The sequence below is a fragment of the Rhizobium albus genome (genome assembly GCA_030160035.1).
Classification (GTDB): Bacteria; Pseudomonadota; Alphaproteobacteria; order Rhizobiales; family Rhizobiaceae; genus Georhizobium; species Georhizobium albus.
On sequence record BSNO01000001.1, the window covers coordinates 1,119,554 to 1,137,541 of the forward strand.

The following is a 17,988-nucleotide window of genomic DNA, read 5'->3' on the forward strand; positions in this document are numbered from 1 at the left end:
GCCTCTGCCTCAGGCCGGTGTTTTCGGTGGGTCGATGTCGGCGAGCATCCGGCGCAGCCGCGAGACGATCTCCGTCGCCTGCTGCAAGTCGCTCTCGGGCATGTCGAGACAGGACAGGATGCAATCGGGGATTTGAGCCGCGCGGGCAGCGATCTCCTGACCACGCTCGGTCAAGTGCACCAGTACGCGGCGCTCGTCGTCGGCCTGGCGCGTGCGGCCGACGAGGCCCGCGATCTCCATGCGCTTGAGAAGCGGGGAGAGCGTGTTCGTATCGAGCATCAATTCGCGGCCGAGCGATCCCACGCCACGCTTGTCTTCATGGCGCAACGCCAGAAGAACGAGATATTGCGGGTAGGTGATGCCGAGCGGATCCAGAATCGGCTGGTAGAAGCGATTGAAGGCATGGCTGACCGCATACAGATTGAAACACAGCATAGCCTGTGGATCGATCGTCTCGGGCGCTTCTGCATTGTTCTGTGACATGGCTGGTCCGGCTCGCGTTCCCCTGAGTTAGGTCGATACGGCGCAAAACGCAATCGATAGCGACATCCTATTGTCATTTGTATCGTGCACGATATAAGCGAGTTCGACTTTTAACAGAGGAGATATGCAATGTCGGTCAACGTTCTCTACCGCACCCAGGCCACCGCAACCGGCGGTCGCGACGGTCGCTCGGCCACCAAGGATGGTGCCGTCGACGTCAAGCTGGTCACCCCCAAGGAGCTTGGCGGCGCGGGCGGCGACGGGGTCAATCCCGAGCAGCTTTTCGCCACCGGCTATGCCGCATGTTTCCTCGGCGCTTTGAAATTCGTCGCCTCGAAAGAGAAAGTCCCCGTTCCGGCCGATGCCAACGTGACCGCTGATGTCGGCATTGGTCCCCGCGCCGACGAGGGCGGTTTCGGTCTGGACGTTGCGCTTACCGTTTCGCTGCCGGGCGTCGAAGACGCCGTTGCCGACGATCTGATTGCCAAAGCCCACGTTGTCTGCCCTTACTCGCACGCCACACGTGGCAACATCTCCGTTTCCGTCAACCGCGCGTAGGGACAGATCATGAATATCACCAGACGTTCATTCGGCCTCGGGGCGCTTGCCGCCGCTTCCACTCTGGCATTGCCTGCATGGGCCCTTTCGCCGCTTGCCGGCGTACAGGTCCCCGGCGTCGTCCGCCGCAAGGTCGGGTCCTTCGAGATCACGGCGATCAACGATGGCTACACCGCGCTGACCGCCGATCTCTTCTCCGGCGTTCCCGCATCCGACATCGAGGCGGCGCTGGCCTCGGTGCGCCAGGGCACGACGATCCCGACGGCGGTCAACACCTTCGTCGTCAATTCCGATGCCGGCACCTGGCTCATCGATGCGGGTTCGGGGCCGTCGCAGGCTTTCGGGCCCAATCTCGGCCGCACGGTGGCCAATCTTGAAGCAGCCGGCATCACGCCGGATCAGATCGACGGCGTGATCCTCACGCATGCCCACATCGACCACGTCGAGGGCCTCGTAGATGGGAGCGGCGCCGCTGTCTTCGCCAATGCCGAAGTGGTCATCCATGAAGACGAATACGGCTTCTGGTTTGATGACGGCATGCTGTCGCAGGCGCCGGAAGCAGCGCAGGGCCTGTTCGAAAGCGCGCGCCGGTCTTTGACGCCTTACGCCGATCGCACGCGGCAGGTACAGGCAGGCGAAGTGGCGCCGGGCCTGACGCTCATCCATGCACCGGGTCACACGCCGGGACATTCGGTGTTGCACATCGCCAGCGGTGACGACGAAATGCTGATCCTCGGTGATACGCTCCACAATGCCGCGATCCATACCGCCTACCCGGATGTGGGCTTCGGCTTCGACACCGATGCTGCACTTGCAGCGCAGTCGCGTCGCGCACAGTTCGATCGTGTCGCTGCCGACGGCATACTGGTTGCCGCTACCCATGTGGCGTTTCCGAGCTTCGGCTACATCGTCGCCGACGGTGACCGCTTCCGTTATCAGCAGGCGGAGTGGCAGTTCCCGCTCTGATCCCGTTCAGGTCTGAACACATGAAAAGGGCCGCGGAACCCAGTTGCGCGGCCCTTTTTTACATGCGACGCGTGGATTAGTCAGAGCTCCAGGCCGAAGACGATGGGGCCCAGCGCCAGGAAGAGGCCATAGATCAGGATGATCGCGAGGATATTCATCCAGATTCCTGCGCGCATCATGTCGGTCAGGCGCATGCGGTCGTAGGAGAACGCAATCGCATTCGGCGGTGTTGCGACCGGCATCATGAAGGCCATGCTGGCGGCAACGGCGACCGGAACGGTCAAGAGCAGCGGATCAAGTCCAAGGCCGACGGCAACGGCGCCGAGGATCGGCAGGAACGTGGCTGCGGATGCCGTGTTCGACGTGATTTCGGTGAGGAAGATCATCGCCGTGGTCAGAACGAGCACCAGGATGAAGACGCTGATCTCCAGACCGCCGACCGATTGGCCGATCCATTCCGCCAAGCCCGTCGAGGCGAAGCCACCGGCAAGTGCCAGGCCGCCGCCGAAGAGGAGCAGGATACCCCACGGCACCTTCTTCGTGGTCTCCCAATCGAGCGTGCGTTCGCCAGTGCGGCGGCTCACCGGAATGGCGAACAGCAGCAGCGCAGCGGCAATGCCGATGACGGTGTCGTCCAGTGCGAGACCGGTGATGTCGGCAAGCAGCGTGCGGAAGATCCAAGCGAGCGCAGCCAGCATGAACACAACGCCGACGAGCTTCTCGCCACGGCTCATGGGTGGCAGCGCGCGATATTCCTTGCGGATGCCGGCGCCGGCATCGTCGATCGCGATCGTGTGAGTGGGAAAGAGAAAGCGGGTCAAAAGCAGCCATGCGAGCGGCAGCATGATGAGGACGATCGGCACGCCGAACAGCATCCAGGTGAAGAAGCTGATCTCGATGTCGTATTGGTCGCGCATTAGGCTGGCGAGAAATGCGTTCGGCGGTGTACCGATCAGCGTGCCGACGCCGCCGATCGAGGCCGCGTAGGCGATGGCCAGCATCAGCGCGACGCCGAAATTGCGGATGATCGTGTCGTCGTCTGTCTTCTCGGAGATGAAATCGATCACCGACTTGCCAACGGCAAACATCATGACCGCCGTGGCCGTGTTCGAAATCCACATGGACAGGAACGCCGTCGCGATCATGAAGCCGAGGATGATCTTTTGCGGCGAGGTGCCAATGGTTGCCACGATCATCAGGGCAAGCCGGCGGTGAAGGCCGACTTTCTGCATCGCACCGGCCAAAAGAAATCCGCCGAGGAACAGAAATACGATGGGGTCGCCGTAGCTGCGGGCGATTTCCGCTGTGGTGCCGATGGCGAAAAGCGGCATGGCAATCAGAGGCACAAGCGCCGTAGCGGGGATCGGGATCGCCTCGGTCAGCCACCAGATGACCATCCAGGCCGCAACAGCGACCATGCGCCATGCTTCCGGTGCCATGCCCTCGGGAGCGGGCAATGCCAGCAGGAGAAATGCGAGCAACGGTCCGGCTATGATGGAGCCAATCTTGAAGAGGGACAGTACCGGTTCCGTGGACGTGTCCGGCCGGGGCTGGGGCGCGCGCGGTCCCGCATTGCTGGAGTTCTGTGACATGTGCTGAATTGATCCCTGAGCGTTTCGCTTACTGTCTTGGGAAGACGGTCAGGGGTTCAATCAGACTTTTTCGGCGAGAGGCAACCCTTTGCCGGGGACAAAGCGCCACTTCGTCGCATGCTAGGTCAACAAGCCCCGACCCCAGGGGGATCGGGGCTCGCTGCTTCAAGAGCCGTAAGTCAACCGGATCTGGTAGTCCGGGTGTGCCATTGCGAAGGCGGGTGCAGCCGGAGCAGTCCGCGAGGCGATGCGCATGACGACCTGCATCGCCAGGGTCATCGCCACCAGAGCGACCCCGTAGGCGGCCAGAATGCCGATGGCCGTCACGGTGTTGTTGAGTTGCGAGAATGCGCCGAGCGCCACCGGCGCATACCATGACGTCGCCGAGATCGCTCCGGAGATGACGAAGGCATTGCGTGCACCCTTACCCATGCCCGCAAAGAGCGTCTGGCCGATCTGCGTACGGATGCGGGGCATGACGATCGAGTGGATGAACATGCCATTCGCAGTCAGAATCGAAACGATCGCCAATTTCGCCCAGATCTTCTCGTTCATCAGCTTGGCCGGTTCGAAGAACGCGTACTGAACGAGAAAAGCGATGCCGGTGATCCAGAGCAGCATCAGACCGAAGCTGACCAGGCGTGCGCCGAAATCGATCATCTGCCAGTCGTGGAAGGTGATGCGGCGGCTCCCGACAAAGCGAAGCAGCATGAGGTCGAGCATGGTGGCCGCGCCCAATCCAATGGCAAGACCGATGAAATGCGCGAAACGAGTGGCATTCTTGACGGCGAGCACCACATCGCCGCTCAAAGCCAGTAAAAGGCTGTCCAAGTTCATTCTGTTTCTCCGTGATAATCCCCCTGTGCATTGCAGCAATTGTCGCGATGCGATGAGGCAGAACACGTGCGAAATCCGGGCAGGATCCCGCTGACAAAAAGAACGAAGTGGTTTCAGCCTCTTAAGGGCTCAAACATTGGATTTCGTGCATTAACATATTCGAATGTCCGACTTCAGTCTGGGGACTTTCGTCGGTGTATTTGCCAGCGCCACAGCGGACTAAAGGCGTAGAAATCGGCGATTGAGGCGAGAATCAGGCGCAATCGCGGCAGGTACCTTCGGCTGATGAAGCATCGCATTGTCTGCGGTGCTGCGTGTGGATAGACTTGCCGCCATGATACCAACTTCCCTTCGCCGACCAGTTCACCTTGCGTCACCATCGTTGATGCTCGCCGCACTGTGTCTCGCCGTGCCAAGCGTTGCGGAGGTTCTCGCGGACGATCAGTCGCTTCCGGCGCTTTACGCGGTGACGGGGGTCGAACCCGGTGACGAACTCAACATCCGGCTGGAGCCGCGATCGAGCGCCGACATTATCGGCAGCCTTCCACCGCAGTCGGCTGGCATCGAAGTTGTCGGCCGAAAGGGCAACTGGCTGCAGATCAACAGTGTCGAGGCCAGCGGATGGGTGGCGGCACGGTTTCTGGAGCGGGAAGCCGGCGCCCCGCAGTCCGGTGTGTTGCCGGAGCGGCTCGCATGCTTCGGGACCGAGCCGTTCTGGTCGGTGGTGGCTGCGGGAACCTCCATGACCTACAACACGCCAGACAACCCAGACGGTACGCCGTTTTCGATCCGACACGTGACGCGGGCCATGAACAGCCCGTCGCCGCATTGGATCATTCTGGGCGAGCGGCAGGCGCAGTCGATGACGGCGGTGGTGATGCCTCAAGCCTGTTCGGATGGCATGTCGGACAGGATGTTCGGGCTTTCGACGACAATCGTGATCGACAGCGGGGATCAGGCAACGGGTCTGAGCGGCTGTTGCTCCATCGCGCCGGCAGCGCCGAACTGAGTGGTCGTCTACCGCGTAGGCGGCGGACGCTGGTAGCCTGGCCCAATCGTCAACGGCGCGTCCGGAACGACGGATCCATCGATCTCGGACGTCACCGTGAAGCGGTGTTCCCAGAACGGCTGCCCGGTCTCCCGGTCCAGCAGAAGCAGATCGACCCCATAGGGTTGGCCAGCCACGACGCCCGACAGTGAAGGGCTGCGCAACGAAATCCGCCGGTCCGGAACGCCTATCCTCTCTTCCACCAGATAGGGTGGTCCACCCATAGGATCTTCGAAACGGGCCTGGAGCACCGTGCCAATGGGGATGGGGCGATCGACGGCCGCGGAAAAACCCATATAGATGTCGGATATCCGGTAATTCAGAATGAAGCTCGAGCCAAGGATCTTCAGATAAGGCCTGTCGGCGCCATCATCGCGCAAAACTAACAGCGCGCCGTAAAGCATGCCACAAAGAAAAAGCCCTGCGAAAAACACCCAGAGCAGCGCGGTGTCCCGCGACATCGCAGGCCGGAGCGAACCTCGCGCGAGTGAAGCCATGACCACTCCTCGAAAACATGAAAGCGGGTCGATGACCCGCTTTCATCCTAGCACATCTGGCTTTGATGCATCAGCCGTAAGGCGAGATGCAGGACCGCCGCGGGCCGTGATAGGGCTGGAACGTGTTGTCCGACGCACGGTAGGATCGATAGCGCGCGTAGCACCAGTCGATGTGGGCGGAGTTCAGCCCGTAGCCTGGACGAACCGGCCGGATCGGCGGAGGCGCAATGTAGCGCGGAGCAGGGCGGTAGTAGCCGCCGCCGCCAATGATGATGTCGACCGACGGTCCACGACGGTAACGCGGGCCGTAATGACGCGGGCGGTGCGCATAACGGTCGCGGTGATGCCAGCGACGCGCATCACGCCACCGGCGATCATCCCGCCAACGCCGTCCATCGCGATACTGGACCTCGGTCACAAGATTACCGAAGCCGCGGTCCTGTGCACGAGCAGTCACCGTTGAAGGTAGAAGAAGTGTCGCGGCAATCGCGACTGCACTCAAAATGGATAGGAAGGCGCGCATGCCTTGTCTCCCGAGCAATGCAAATTCGCTCCTCTGTGTCCGATGCCGGGATGGGAGAGGAGGCGGTTGCGAAAGTCCCTTCGCTTGTCCGGCGATTTTGTGAACGTCTTTTTTGGGGAGCCGGTTCCAAAAGGTTGCAGCAAAAACGTGGCAATGGAAAGGAGGGCTTGCATGCTTTTGCCAGTCAACCGGCATCTTTGCCGTTGCGGCTCAAAGGCGTGTGATTGGCGGTAAGGAGCTTCATCCATGACAATCGAGCGGACGGGCGGCACGGTCATCCCGCTCTCACGGATCTCCATCCCCATGTCTTCCGAGCCGCACCCCTTCGAGATCGCGCATCGAGACGCGGCAGAAGAGGCCTGGCAGCAGAGGCAACGGGCCAATCCAGCTCTCTTCAACGGAACCGTCATGCTCCATTCCACGATGGACATCGACGGCGGCCGCCTGACCACCGTTGCGCATCGCGTGCCCTATTCGGCATTGCTGCTTTTTCTCAAGGAGCGGCCGGTCGAAGGCTGCTGGCATCTCTTTGGCTCCGCTCTCCTCGTCTCCAGCGACAATCGCGTGCTCCTGAGCCGCATGGCAGAACGGACCGCCAATGCAGGCCTCGTCTACAGCCCATGCGGTTCACTCGACCTCAGCGACGTCGTTGGGGATAGGGTCGACATCGACGGCAACATGCGGCGTGAGGTGCTGGAAGAAACAGGGCTCGATCTTGCGAGCGCTGAGGCCGAGGCAGCGTACGGCATGGTGGAGATCGGCGGCGTCGTCGTCATCGTCCGGCGCTTCTTCTTCGACATGACGGCCGATGAACTGGTCGCTCGGGTGCGCGCCCATATCGACGCTGAGGCCGACCCTGAAATCGATGACGTCTTTTCTGTCGGAGCGGAGGATGAACCGCGCTCCGACTACCAATTCTACATGGCGGAGCTCCTGCACTGGCATTTCGGTTCAAAACGTTGAAGGATGGACATACCGAGAGGGTGAAAAGCCGATAAGAGGAGGTGCGCGACGTGGGGATGCAGTCGCAAGCACGGCCATATGCGATTTTCGATGTCTTTTCAGACCGGGCGCTTGCCGGCAATCCGCTCGCGGTGGTCTTCGAGGCGGACGGGCTGGACGACGCGGCGCTGCAGGGGATCGCTGCCGAGTTCAACCTCTCCGAAACGGTGTTCGTGCTCTCGCCTGAGAACGCACATCACACGGCGCATCTGCGCATCTTCACGCCTGTGCAGGAACTGCCCTTTGCCGGCCACCCAACGGTTGGCGCGGCCGTGGCGCTCGCGCATCGGCGCAATGGCTCAGCCGAAAACGGTGCAGGCCATTGCGATACGGTGCTGATGCTCGAAGAACGCGCCGGCGATATCCGCGCCGTCGTCAGCATGCGCAACCACGCGGGCGATGACCGGCCGGCGGGATTTGCCGAGTTCGACTTGCCAAGACTGCCGCGGCAAGTCGATTGCATCATCAAGCGGGACCAGGTCGCGGATGCTCTCGGCATCAATCCGGGCAGTGTCGGCTTCGAAAACCATGTCGTCTCCGTCTGGAGCGCCGGTGTGCCCTATGTGCTCATTCCCGTGCGTGATCGGTCGGTTGCGGAAAACTGTCAGTGCGACCCGGCGCGATGGGAGGCTCTTGCACCCATCGACGAAGGCATCCTGGCGAGCGCCTTCGTCTATTGCAGAGGCGGCATCGATCATTCCGCCGATTTCCATGCCCGCATGTTCGCTCCATGCTCCGGCACGCCGGAGGATCCCGCAACGGGTTCCGCGGTCGCTGCGCTGGCAGGTGCCGTCAACGCGTTCGACGACCTGCTGGAAGGCCATCACATCCGCATCGTCGAACAGGGCATCGAGATGGGCCGCCCTTCCAAGATCCACCTGCACATGGATGTGACCGCTGGCCGCATCACCCGCGCTCGCCTGGGCGGAGCCGCCGTTCGGGTTGCGGAAGGTTTGCTTTATGTGTGACAAGGGCTGGACAGGGCCGCGGATCGACGTTATACGCGCCCAACTCCAGCCCAAAAGGCCGGACCCGTGGGTGATTAGCTCAGTTGGTAGAGCAGCTGACTCTTAATCAGCGGGTCGTAGGTTCGATCCCTACATCACCCACCATCTTCTCTTTCCTCAACACTCGCACCGAATTTCAAGCGCCGTTTTACGGCGCAACGGGCGTGCTTCTCACCTGATCTCGATCGAGCGCGCAGTCGCTGCCTGCCATCACTTAGCCAAACGACGAAGTTTCGCTTGCCAATCTTCGATTCGCATGAATAGTTAGCTGGATGGCAAAGCATGATCCGGATCTCTCTCTGCTCTTTCACGCGCTGGCGGATGCTACGCGACGGTCGATGCTGGCCCGATTGGCGCAAGGGCCGGCGCGGGTGACGGATCTGGCGGAGCCGACGGGGCTGCGGTTACCGACGATCATGCGGCATCTTGCCGTGCTGGAGGAAGCGGGGCTGATCTCGACATCGAAGGATGGGCGCATCCGCACCTGCGCGATCCGGCCGGAGGCCATGGAGCCGGCCCGTGCTTGGATGGAGGAACAGCGGGCTGTCTGGGCAGCGCGTCTTGATCGCCTCGATGCCTTCGTGATGGATGTGATGAAGGAGCGTAACCGATGACACAGTCCAAGACGCTTAAGACGCCCACTCTGCCCAGTGAAGACCATAGCAGCCGGTTTGCGACGCTGACTTTCGAGCGAGTGGTGAGCGCGCCGGTGGCCACCTTGTGGCAGGCCTGGACGGCGCCGGCCGCCCGTGCAGTCTGGGCAGCGCCGATGTCATCCGTGACGGTTGAATTTCTTGAGGCCGACACGCGCGTCGGCGGGCGCGAGATTTCGCTGTGCAAGGTGGCGGGAGAGCCGGATACGCGATGCGAATGCGGCTGGCTGGACATCGTAACAGAGGTCCGTAGCGTGAATTACGAGGTGGTCTCGCGCGAGGGCGCAACGCAGTCGGCGGCGCTGGTCACAGCCGATTTTGCCGATCTCGGTGAAAGAAGCCGTGTCACCGTCACCGTGCAACTTTCGTCGCTCGCTGCCGATATGGAAGACGGCTACCGCGCGGGGTTCAGTGCCGGCCTGGACAATCTCACCGGCACCGCCCAGCGCACCATGGTGCTGCAGAAGCGCATTCGCGCGCCGCGCAGCGTCGTCTGGAACGCGTGGATGAACCCCGAGACACTGCCGCTCTGGTGGGGCCCCGATGGCTTCTCCTGCCGCACGGCACGCATCGATCTCAGGTCCCGCGGCGAATGGGTGTTCGACATGATTGGGCCAGACGGCACCATCTATCCGAACCATCACCGCTATGGCGAGATCCTGCCGCAGGAGCGGTTCTCCTACGAACTGCTCTGGGGCGAGAATGGACCGAAACATGCCGATGCCTGGGCCTCGTTCGAGGAGCAGGACGGATCGACACTGGTGACGCTCGGCATGGTGTTCAGCACGGAAGCGGAATTCCAGCAGGCGCGCGGCTTCGGTGCGATCGAGCTCGGCTATCAGACGCTGGGCAAGCTAGAGCGCTTCGTCGGCGCGCTGTAACCGGCGGCTGCCGGCCACAAGCGGCGGCAAAGCTTAGCTGTCCTGCCCGAGCCTTGGGGCGGGACGCTCGGCGATGGCAGGCGTGCCGTCGAACAGGATCGGCGTGCGCATTCCAGGGATCGGCGTGCCCTGGTCGTCGGCGGTCTCAATCTTCATCTGTCGCGCGAGGATCTGGGGATCGGCGAAGACGTCGGCGACCGTGTTGATCGGGCCTGCCGGTACGGAGCGTTCCTCGAGAAGCGCGAGCAGCGCGTCCCGTTCGAAACGTGCGATCGCTGGTGCAAGCAGTGCGATCAGCGCTCCCCGATTGGCGACGCGGGCTTCATTCGTCGCGTAGGCTGGATCGGTTCCAAGCGCTGCGAGACCGATGATCTCGGCGAGCGCCCGGAACTGGCGGTCGTTGCCGACTGCCACGATGAGGTGGCCGTCTGCGACCTGGAAGACCTGATAGGGCACGATGTTGGGATGGGCATTGCCGAGCCGCCTCGGGGCCTTGCCGGATACGAGGTAATTCATCGCCTGGTTGGCGAGAACGCCTGCCATGCAATCGTAGAGCGCCATGTCGATGTGACAGCCACGCCCGGTGCGGCCGCGTTCGAGAAGGGCGGCCTCGATGCCGATAACGCTGTAAAGCCCGGTGAAGATATCGGCGAAGGCGACGCCCATCTTTTGCGGTTCGCCTTCGGGGTCGCCCGTCAGATCCATGATGCCGGCCATGCCCTGGATCATGAAATCGTAGCCGGCGCGGTGCCGGTAGGGGCCCGTCTGGCCAAAGCCGGTGATCGAGCAGTAGATCAGGCGCTCGTTGACTTCTTTCAGGCTCTCGTAATCGAGGCCGTATTTGGAAAGTCCGCCGACCTTGAAGTTTTCGATCAGCACATCGGCGCCGCGCACGAGGTCGATGACACGGGCGCGGCCCTCTTCGCTCTTCAGGTCGGCGGTGATCGACGTCTTGCCGCGGTTGGCCGCGTGGAAATAGGCCGCTTCGCGCGAGCCATCCGCGCGGTTGACGAAGGGCGGGCCCCAGCCGCGCGTGTCGTCGCCTTCCGGCGCCTCGATCTTGATGACTTCGGCGCCGAGATCGGCGAGCACTTGGCCGGCCCAGGGGCCGGCAAGGATGCGTGCCAGTTCGACGACGCGGACGCCTTCGAGGGGCCTGCGTCCGCTGCCTGAAAGCGGCCGGGCTTCAGCTTCGGCCGCCTCGTTGTCGTCGCTGTGCGTCATGATCAGAAGAAGGCCTGGATACCGGTCTGGGCACGGCCGAGGATCAGCGCATGAACGTCATGCGTGCCCTCATAGGTGTTGACCGTTTCGAGGTTCTGCGCGTGGCGCATGACCTGATATTCGATCTGGATGCCGTTGCCGCCGTGCATGTCGCGCGCCTGGCGGGCGATATCGAGCGCCTTGCCGCAATTGTTGCGCTTGACGATGGAGATCATCTCCGGCGCCATGCGGCCTTCATCCATGAGGCGACCGACGCGCAGCGACGCCTGCAGGCCGAGTGTGATCTCCGTCTGCATGTCGGCGAGCTTCTTCTGGTAGAGCTGCGTGCCGGCAAGCGGCTTGCCGAACTGCTTGCGGTCGAGGCCATACTGCCGGGCGCGGTGCCAGCAATCTTCCGCCGCGCCGAGCACGCCCCAAGAGATGCCGTAGCGTGCGCGGTTGAGGCAGCCGAAGGGACCCTTCAGGCCCGAGACGTTCGGCAGCAGGTTTTCCTCCGGCACTTCCACGCCGTCCATGACGATTTCGCCGGTGATCGAGGCGCGCAGTGAGAGCTTGCCGCCGATCTTCGGAGCTGAAAGACCCTTCATGCCTTTTTCGAGAATGAAGCCTCGGATCTTGCCGTCGTGCGCCTCCGATTTCGCCCAGACAACGAAGACGTCGGCGATCGGCGAGTTGGAAATCCACATCTTCGAGCCGGAGAGCAGATAGCCGCCATCGATCTTCTTGGCGCGCGTCTTCATGCCGCCGGGATCGGAACCGGCATCGGGTTCGGTCAGGCCGAAGCAGCCGATGAATTCGCCCGAGGCGAGCTTCGGCAGGTACTTGCGGCGCTGCGTGTCATCGCCATAGGCGTAGATCGGATACATGACGAGCGAGGACTGGACGCTCATCATGGAGCGGAAGCCGGAATCGACACGCTCGACTTCACGGGCAACGAGACCATAGGCAACGTAGGATGCTTCGGCACCGCCGAATTCCTCCGGCACGGTGACGCCGAGCAGGCCGTTCTCACCCATTTCGCGGAAGATCGACGGATCGCTTTCCTCGTTCATGTACATCTGCTCGACACGCGGCGCGAGCTTGTCGGCAGCAAACGCTGCTGCCGCATCGCGGATCATCCGCTCGTCTTCAGTCAGCTGATCGTCGATCAGGAACGGGTCGTCCCACTGGAATCCAGCGGCGCCGTCCGGGCGATCTTTTGCCTTCAAAGCTTCGGTCATCGGAAATCCTCCTACGCATCGCGTGCAAATCTGGTGCTATTTGTAAGCGATGCGGCCAGCCAAAGAAAATGATGATTTCTCATCAACCCATGTGACGCAAACATTCAATTTGCGGCTATGATGCTTGCGCGCATGGTGCCGCACGCGTCCGATCGTCCGTCTCTATGCGGAAATATGATCATCGATGGTCAATATTGGGGTGAGCGATGTCGAAGGGCTATGTGCCGAGTGTGGGCGAACTGGAAGCCTTCGTTGCCTGCGCGCGGTTCGGCACGACGGTGCAGGCGGCCGAACACCTCAATCTGACCCAGAGCGCCATTTCGCGCTCGCTATCGTCTCTGGAAGATCGCCTCGGCGTTCTTCTCTTCGAGCGGGTCCGGCGCCGGCTCGTGCTTTCCCGCGCTGGCGGCGTGCTGCTCGAGCGTGCCGAGCCGCTCCTGGACGATCTGCGCAATGCGTCTGCCTCGGCGATTGCGTTCGGCGGCGCGTCTTCCGTGCTGCGGTTGGCGGTGCTGCCGAGCATCGGCCGCAGCTGGCTCATCCCGCGGCTGGCGGCATTTTCCGCCACAATGCCAGATGTGAACTTCGACATCGCGGCGCGGCTTCGGCCGGTCGATTTCGCACAAGAAGCCTTCGACGTGGCAATCATGCGCAGCCAGCACGAGCCGCCGGGCGCCGATCTCGTGGCTCTCTTGCGGGAAGAGATGGTGATCGTCGCATCGCCGCGTGTGCTTGCCAAAGGCGCGAGCCTCGATGATCGCGACCTTCAGCAACTGCCGCTGCTGCAACAGTCCACGCGGCCGACGCTTTGGCTCGACTGGTTCCGCGAACGGGAGCTCGATCCGCGCCGGATGACCCGCGGTGCGCGCTTCGATCATTTCGACATGATCCTCGATGCCGCCGCCGCGGGTCTCGGCATCGGGCTCATCCCGGAACTCATTGCGCGCGATGCACTCGATCGGGGTACGCTCGTTGCCGCGTCACCCCATCGGCTGGTGACCGGCGAAACCTATGCGCTCATCTCGCCGGAGCGCTCGCGCAGCAACCCCGCCGTTACCGCGTTTCGCGCCTGGCTGATCGGAGAGATCGGGCAAAGCTGATCGCACCGATCATTAAATTTGAACGGACACACCGGAACAGTTCGGCCGCTCGCCTATTGGAGGCATGAGCGACAAAGGAGACCGCTTGTGTCCGATCCAGCAAGACCTACCAGGCCAGACGAAGAGCCAAACCAGCCGCCGCTGCCCGAAGAACCGCCGATTCAGGAGCCGGAACCCGATCGGCTGCCGGACGAGATGCCCAATCCAAACCCCGATGAGAGCCCGCAACCGCCGCTACACGCCCTGGCGCAGGTGATGGCGAGCCGACCGCTCTACGGGCGGCCATTCGTTTGTGTGAATGGCGGGCGCTGACGTCGAGCGCCATTGGCGAAGCCAGAGCAGGGAGACCACAATGGCCACGAGCGCAAAAACGCCAAAGACGGGTGGGGCGGAGCCCAAAACCCGCAGCAAGGAAATTTCCGGGCAGTTTGCCAAGGGCAAGCGCCATTCCGACAATAACGGCGTCGCCAGCGCCGATCCTCGTGTCTTTTCCGGCAAGGAAGAAGGTGACGCGACTTGGCCGCTCGATGCCGACGACCCCGGCGTGGCCAAGAAGAAATAGCAGAGGATCAGCGGCGCAGCTTGTGCCGCGCCTGACGGAAAAGGCGGGAGATGCGTCCCGTTGCGCGACGGAAGGGCAAGCCGAGCTTCAAGGTCCGGGGCATGGATCTGGACTTGCGGCTTGCTTCCACGAGGCTCACCAACGCCGTCTGATTTGTGGCTCCACCGAAGAGGTTTTCGCAAAGCTCGCGCAGTGCAGCAAGACGTTCGCGACGTGAGCTTGGGTCGTTCAGCTCAGTGAACGCCGCTTGATACTCCTGTGGGGTCCGCGCTTTCACGAACCCCGGATGCTCGGGCAAGGCGAGGTAAGCCGGTTCATCGGCGTGAACGATCGGCACAGCATTCAGATAAAGCCCAACCAGCAAGGCGTTAGGCGTCTTGAACGGCGCGTTCTCCGTCGCCGATCTGGGATGAACGAGCACGTTAGGGTTCTCGTCTCGCCAGGCGCGGATGAACTGGGGAAAGGACTGCCTGGGCTCAAGGAACGTCGCTTTCACCAATTGTTGAGGCGCGGCGGCAAAGCTTTTCGGTGCTACCAGGTGAACGGGCTTCTCGGCCTGCACGGCATGCAGTGCGGGCAGAATATCGCGCTGAAAAGCTTCCGAACGAAACCCGCCGCCGGCGAGCGCGACCGTCAGCTCTTCCGACACGGGCTTAGCTGGCGGGATGAGGCGGCGATCCAGCACAGGCGGGAAGATGGCAACCTCTCGGTGCAGGTGCCGTACGGCGTCTGCGAGCGCATCGGTCGAGGCGAAAATGCCGGCAAAGCGCTCAAGCAGGCGGGTGAGTCGTTCTTCGGTATAAAAGGCCCAGTGATAATCCTCGCGCGCCAGCACCAGCGGATTGTCGTCGATGAACCAGACCCGCGGAATGTCAAGCTGGGCCATCATGTGGAGAAGGGCAAGGTCGTGGCAGCGTTCGAGGTCGCGCACGATGATGATCGCGTCGACCGTTTCGAGCAACGCTATATTCGCGACCAGGGTTTCGGCTTCGATGAAGCGGAGCATGCGCGCAGTCTCAGGCGGAAGGCCATCGAAATAGAGGCTGACGGATGCCTCGATACGGCCGACGACGAGGATGCGCGGAGCTGGCCGGCTTTCCGTTCCGCCATTTGCAAACAGATCGAGCAGGGCCATCGGCACGACCGGTAGAGGCCGCTTCGGCAGCTTGAGCCCGGTGATCAGTGTCTCAAGCCGGCCCTTTTCGGCGATAGCGCGCACCAGAGCCCAGCGCCAATTTTCACCGCAAGCGGCCACGACCGGCATCCTGATGGCTGCAAGTGCGGACAGCCGATCCATCACGATCGGTAGTTCCGCCGTCGGGTCGAGAAATCGCAGTCCCTCCGTCGCCAGCATGCGCCTCTCGCGCCGGCCAGCACCATCGACGGCTATGAGAAGATCCACGGGATGCGTTGCCAGGCGATCCAGCATGACCGATTTAGCCTCGGCGCAAGCCGCGACCGCCGATCCCGCGGGCACCGCGATGAACCGCTCAGGCCTCGTCTCCAGAAGTGCCGCCAGCTTTGCGAGATCGTCGGACCCGGACGTTTGCGGGACATTGTTCGGTTCGACGATGAAAAGATCGGCGCTCACGGTTGCGATCGCTTCTGGAGCGCGCGTGCTTCGATGGCTTCGACTGCGACGGCCATGCCCGTGCTCAAATCGGTTCGCGCGACATAGTCTCTGGCCGATTGCGACCAGCGCGTGAGGGTCGCGCGATCCGCCGAAGCCGCGTCGGCCAGCTCGCGCGGGGATGTGTCCGACGACACGACGATGCCTGCTGCCGCCTCTTCGACAAGCGGTGCGAAACCGCAATTGGCCGTAGCGATCACAGGAAGGCCGGCGGCGAGCGCTTCGGCGATGACCATGCCGGTCACGTCCAGTCTGGCCGGATGCATGAGAAGATCCGCGGCGCGCAGCTGATCCTTCAGCGCGTCGCCTCTGGTCAGGCCGTTCAGGGTCAATCTGTCAGCAACACCGAGAGCTTGCGCTTGTTTCCTAATAGTCTGAATCTTCCGGCCTTCGGGATCAGGACCGCAAGCAACAAGCCGCGCGGACGGCGTGAGCGCTAATGTTTCGACCGCCCGATCAAGTCCTTTGGTGTGCGGATGCAGGCCGAGCCAGAGCCATACGATCTCGTCAGCGCGATAGCCGAGTTTTTCCCGCAAGGCAGCCCGTTCCGAGACATCGATATTGTGCGGTATCAGCTTCGCATCGAGCGTCGGCGGCAGGATGATCATGCGCTCCAGTTCGGTATCGTAAGAGCGCTGGTAGGCTCCGGCCTGCGGTCTGGCGAGCAGGAGCAGCAGCGTGTCACTGCCGCGTCCGAAGCAGGCCTTTTCGAGCGCTCCGAGCGTTCTGGCGCGCGGCGAAAGGGCCTTCCACCACTGCCGGTTCCGGTCGGCGAAACACCAGTCGCCGCAAAAGAGCACATCGAGCCCAGGCATGCGCTGGAAGCCGATGACGAGATCGAACTTCCCCGCCGTCTCCCGGGCCATGTCCTGCGCGAAAGCAGCGATCCGCCCATGGTTGGTGAAGCCGCGCGGGTTGATCCGGTGAAGTTCGATCCCCGACGGGACCTGCGTGGCTCGGGTGGTCACCATCGTCACGCGGTGGCCGCGCGCGGCCAGGTCTTCAGCAAGGCGGAGCGCGTGAATCTCCAGCCCGCCGGCAGGCTCGAGGCGAAAGATTACGATTGCAATGTCGAGCCGGTGGACGGCACCGCGCGTTTCGACAGTTTGCGTCTCGCGCTGCGCTTCTATGTCTTCCAAGCCTTGACCACCAGTTGATCGCCGAGCTTGCCGTTCACCTTCACCAATCCCGCCTGGAGCGCATGCTGCAGGCGGGCGATGCGCTTGACGAGGAATCCGGGCTTCGCGCCAAGGTCGGCGTGGCCAGCTTTCTTGATCGCGCTGCTCGTCATGGCGATCCGGTCGGATCCCGATGCGGAACTGGTGACCTCTGCATTGGCGAAGCCGCAATCGGCCACAAGCCGCTTCATGCTGTCGACGGTGTAGATGTTGAGATGGCGGGGCGGATCGAGCGCCATCCAGTCGACCTTGTGAATGCGATGCCCAAGGCCGCCAGCGTTTGGCGTCAGCATCGTCAGCGAGCCACCGGGCTTGAGAATGCGGTGGCATTCTCTCAGCGTCGTGTGTGGATCGGGCAGATGCTCGATCACATGGCTGAGCGTCACGGCATCAAACGATGCATCGGCGAAATTCTGCTCGGTGATATCGCCGACATGGACAGTCAGGCCTTTGGCGCGAGCAGCCTCGGCCGCCTTCGCATCGAATTCGACACCGACGGTTTCCCAGCCAAGCTCCGAAAGCGTCCAGAGCGCATCGCCGCTGCCGCACCCGACATCCAGCACGCGTTGCGGTCGTGGATCGCGCTTCAGATGAAAAACCTGATCGTCGATCTCCATCTTGCGCCGGCGCCGAGTGGCGAATAGCGCAGCCAGAAGGCGATCGGTCGTGCCCGTGGGCTTCGCGCCATACCGCGTTTCGAGATAAGCCCGCTTTGCTTTCGAAAGCTTCCGGTCCGACTTGCCGTGGGTGAAGTAATCGCCGTAAATCTCGCCCAGATCCTCCGGGGCCGGCGCCGGGTCGAGCCACAGGGTCTCGCACTGGGCATTGTCGCAGCGCTTGATCGTCCACGTGCCGGGCGCGGAAAAAAGCCTGTCGGGCAGATCCTTGTAGAGCTCGGTCCCCGAGCTGCCGCAGGCGATGCAGTGTGGTCTTTGAACGGTTCGCATCTCGGCTCTACCAATTGCAACGGGCGCGACAATGGCGCTGGATCTATGCCCGAAACACTCGATAGCACCAGTGTCGCGGC

The 17,988-nt window shown here is 62.5% G+C and carries 19 protein-coding genes and 1 tRNA gene; 10 read left to right on the forward strand and 10 right to left on the reverse strand.

The window, feature by feature from the left end:
* Window positions 1-9: 9 nt before the first annotated feature.
* The gene (locus QQL76_RS05345) at window positions 10-483 is read right to left on the reverse strand and encodes a MarR family winged helix-turn-helix transcriptional regulator (RefSeq protein WP_205665541.1); all 474 of its coding nucleotides are present in this window, start codon (window positions 481-483) and stop codon (window positions 10-12) included.
* A 129-nt stretch (window positions 484-612) separates the two neighbouring features.
* On the opposite strand from QQL76_RS05345, the gene QQL76_RS05350 reads away from it, so the two are divergent.
* Window positions 613-1,041, forward strand: coding sequence for an organic hydroperoxide resistance protein (locus QQL76_RS05350; RefSeq protein WP_499206692.1), 429 nt, complete (start codon window positions 613-615; stop codon window positions 1,039-1,041).
* Between the two features lie 9 nt (window positions 1,042-1,050).
* Complete coding sequence (locus QQL76_RS05355) at window positions 1,051-2,007, forward strand: MBL fold metallo-hydrolase (RefSeq protein WP_499206693.1); 957 nt, start codon at window positions 1,051-1,053, stop codon at window positions 2,005-2,007.
* An 80-nt stretch (window positions 2,008-2,087) separates the two neighbouring features.
* Here the strand turns inward: QQL76_RS05355 and QQL76_RS05360 are convergent, their stop codons facing one another.
* Both QQL76_RS05360 and QQL76_RS05365 read right to left on the reverse strand, forming a co-directional pair.
* On the reverse strand, window positions 2,088-3,599 hold the full coding sequence (locus tag QQL76_RS05360) for an SLC13 family permease (protein WP_499206694.1): 1,512 nt from the start codon (window positions 3,597-3,599) through the stop codon (window positions 2,088-2,090).
* Between the two features lie 165 nt (window positions 3,600-3,764).
* A complete protein-coding gene (locus QQL76_RS05365) occupies window positions 3,765-4,436 on the reverse strand; it encodes a hypothetical protein (RefSeq protein ID WP_499206695.1) in 672 nt (223 codons plus the stop codon).
* A 385-nt stretch (window positions 4,437-4,821) separates the two neighbouring features.
* Between QQL76_RS05365 and QQL76_RS05370 the strand changes: the two genes are divergently transcribed.
* Window positions 4,822-5,445: a COG3650 family protein gene (locus QQL76_RS05370; RefSeq protein WP_499206696.1), complete on the forward strand. Its 624-nt coding sequence runs from the start codon at window positions 4,822-4,824 to the stop codon at window positions 5,443-5,445.
* 8 nt (window positions 5,446-5,453) lie between these two features.
* Here QQL76_RS05370 and QQL76_RS05375 read toward each other — a convergent pair whose 3' ends face one another.
* Window positions 5,454-5,981, reverse strand: coding sequence for a hypothetical protein (locus tag QQL76_RS05375; protein WP_499206697.1), 528 nt, complete (start codon window positions 5,979-5,981; stop codon window positions 5,454-5,456).
* Window positions 5,982-6,051: 70 nt separating this feature from the next.
* Window positions 6,052-6,504 carry a BA14K family protein gene (locus QQL76_RS05380; protein ID WP_126009582.1) on the reverse strand — a complete coding sequence of 151 codons (453 nt, stop codon included), beginning with the start codon at window positions 6,502-6,504 and terminating at the stop codon, window positions 6,052-6,054.
* 246 nt (window positions 6,505-6,750) lie between these two features.
* On the opposite strand from QQL76_RS05380, the gene QQL76_RS05385 reads away from it, so the two are divergent.
* From QQL76_RS05385 to QQL76_RS05405, 5 genes are all read left to right on the forward strand, one after another.
* On the forward strand, window positions 6,751-7,467 hold the full coding sequence (locus QQL76_RS05385) for an NUDIX hydrolase (protein ID WP_499206698.1): 717 nt from the start codon (window positions 6,751-6,753) through the stop codon (window positions 7,465-7,467).
* 56 nt (window positions 7,468-7,523) lie between these two features.
* Window positions 7,524-8,474, forward strand: a complete 951-nt coding sequence (locus QQL76_RS05390; protein WP_499207121.1) for a PhzF family phenazine biosynthesis protein — start codon at window positions 7,524-7,526, stop codon at window positions 8,472-8,474.
* A gap of 68 nt (window positions 8,475-8,542) precedes the next feature.
* A tRNA-Lys gene (locus QQL76_RS05395) sits at window positions 8,543-8,618 on the forward strand.
* 167 nt (window positions 8,619-8,785) lie between these two features.
* Window positions 8,786-9,127, forward strand: coding sequence for an ArsR/SmtB family transcription factor (locus tag QQL76_RS05400; protein ID WP_499206699.1), 342 nt, complete (start codon window positions 8,786-8,788; stop codon window positions 9,125-9,127).
* Window positions 9,124-10,047: an SRPBCC family protein gene (locus tag QQL76_RS05405; protein WP_499206700.1), complete on the forward strand. Its 924-nt coding sequence runs from the start codon at window positions 9,124-9,126 to the stop codon at window positions 10,045-10,047. Before QQL76_RS05400 ends, QQL76_RS05405 begins: the two co-directional genes overlap by 4 nt.
* Before the next feature lie 33 nt (window positions 10,048-10,080).
* Here the strand turns inward: QQL76_RS05405 and QQL76_RS05410 are convergent, their stop codons facing one another.
* Together QQL76_RS05410 and QQL76_RS05415 are read right to left on the reverse strand one after the other, a co-directional pair.
* Window positions 10,081-11,271, reverse strand: a complete 1,191-nt coding sequence (locus tag QQL76_RS05410; protein ID WP_499206701.1) for a CaiB/BaiF CoA transferase family protein — start codon at window positions 11,269-11,271, stop codon at window positions 10,081-10,083.
* A 2-nt stretch (window positions 11,272-11,273) separates the two neighbouring features.
* A complete protein-coding gene (locus QQL76_RS05415; RefSeq protein WP_404864309.1) occupies window positions 11,274-12,491 on the reverse strand; it encodes an acyl-CoA dehydrogenase in 1,218 nt (405 codons plus the stop codon).
* Window positions 12,492-12,697: 206 nt separating this feature from the next.
* On the opposite strand from QQL76_RS05415, the gene QQL76_RS05420 reads away from it, so the two are divergent.
* Together QQL76_RS05420 and QQL76_RS05425 are read left to right on the forward strand one after the other, a co-directional pair.
* Window positions 12,698-13,591 carry a LysR family transcriptional regulator gene (locus tag QQL76_RS05420; RefSeq protein ID WP_499206702.1) on the forward strand — a complete coding sequence of 298 codons (894 nt, stop codon included), beginning with the start codon at window positions 12,698-12,700 and terminating at the stop codon, window positions 13,589-13,591.
* A 352-nt stretch (window positions 13,592-13,943) separates the two neighbouring features.
* Window positions 13,944-14,153: a hypothetical protein gene (locus QQL76_RS05425; protein WP_499206703.1), complete on the forward strand. Its 210-nt coding sequence runs from the start codon at window positions 13,944-13,946 to the stop codon at window positions 14,151-14,153.
* Window positions 14,154-14,160: 7 nt separating this feature from the next.
* Here the strand turns inward: QQL76_RS05425 and QQL76_RS05430 are convergent, their stop codons facing one another.
* From QQL76_RS05430 to QQL76_RS05440, 3 genes are read right to left on the reverse strand one after another with little or no spacing between them, the layout of a single operon-like run.
* The gene (locus QQL76_RS05430) at window positions 14,161-15,744 is read right to left on the reverse strand and encodes a hypothetical protein (RefSeq protein ID WP_499206704.1); all 1,584 of its coding nucleotides are present in this window, start codon (window positions 15,742-15,744) and stop codon (window positions 14,161-14,163) included.
* Window positions 15,741-16,922: a glycosyltransferase family 4 protein gene (locus QQL76_RS05435; RefSeq protein WP_499206705.1), complete on the reverse strand. Its 1,182-nt coding sequence runs from the start codon at window positions 16,920-16,922 to the stop codon at window positions 15,741-15,743. Before QQL76_RS05435 ends, QQL76_RS05430 begins: the two co-directional genes overlap by 4 nt.
* Window positions 16,910-17,908 carry a class I SAM-dependent methyltransferase gene (locus QQL76_RS05440; protein ID WP_499206706.1) on the reverse strand — a complete coding sequence of 333 codons (999 nt, stop codon included), beginning with the start codon at window positions 17,906-17,908 and terminating at the stop codon, window positions 16,910-16,912. Before QQL76_RS05440 ends, QQL76_RS05435 begins: the two co-directional genes overlap by 13 nt.
* Window positions 17,909-17,988: the final 80 nt, after the last annotated feature.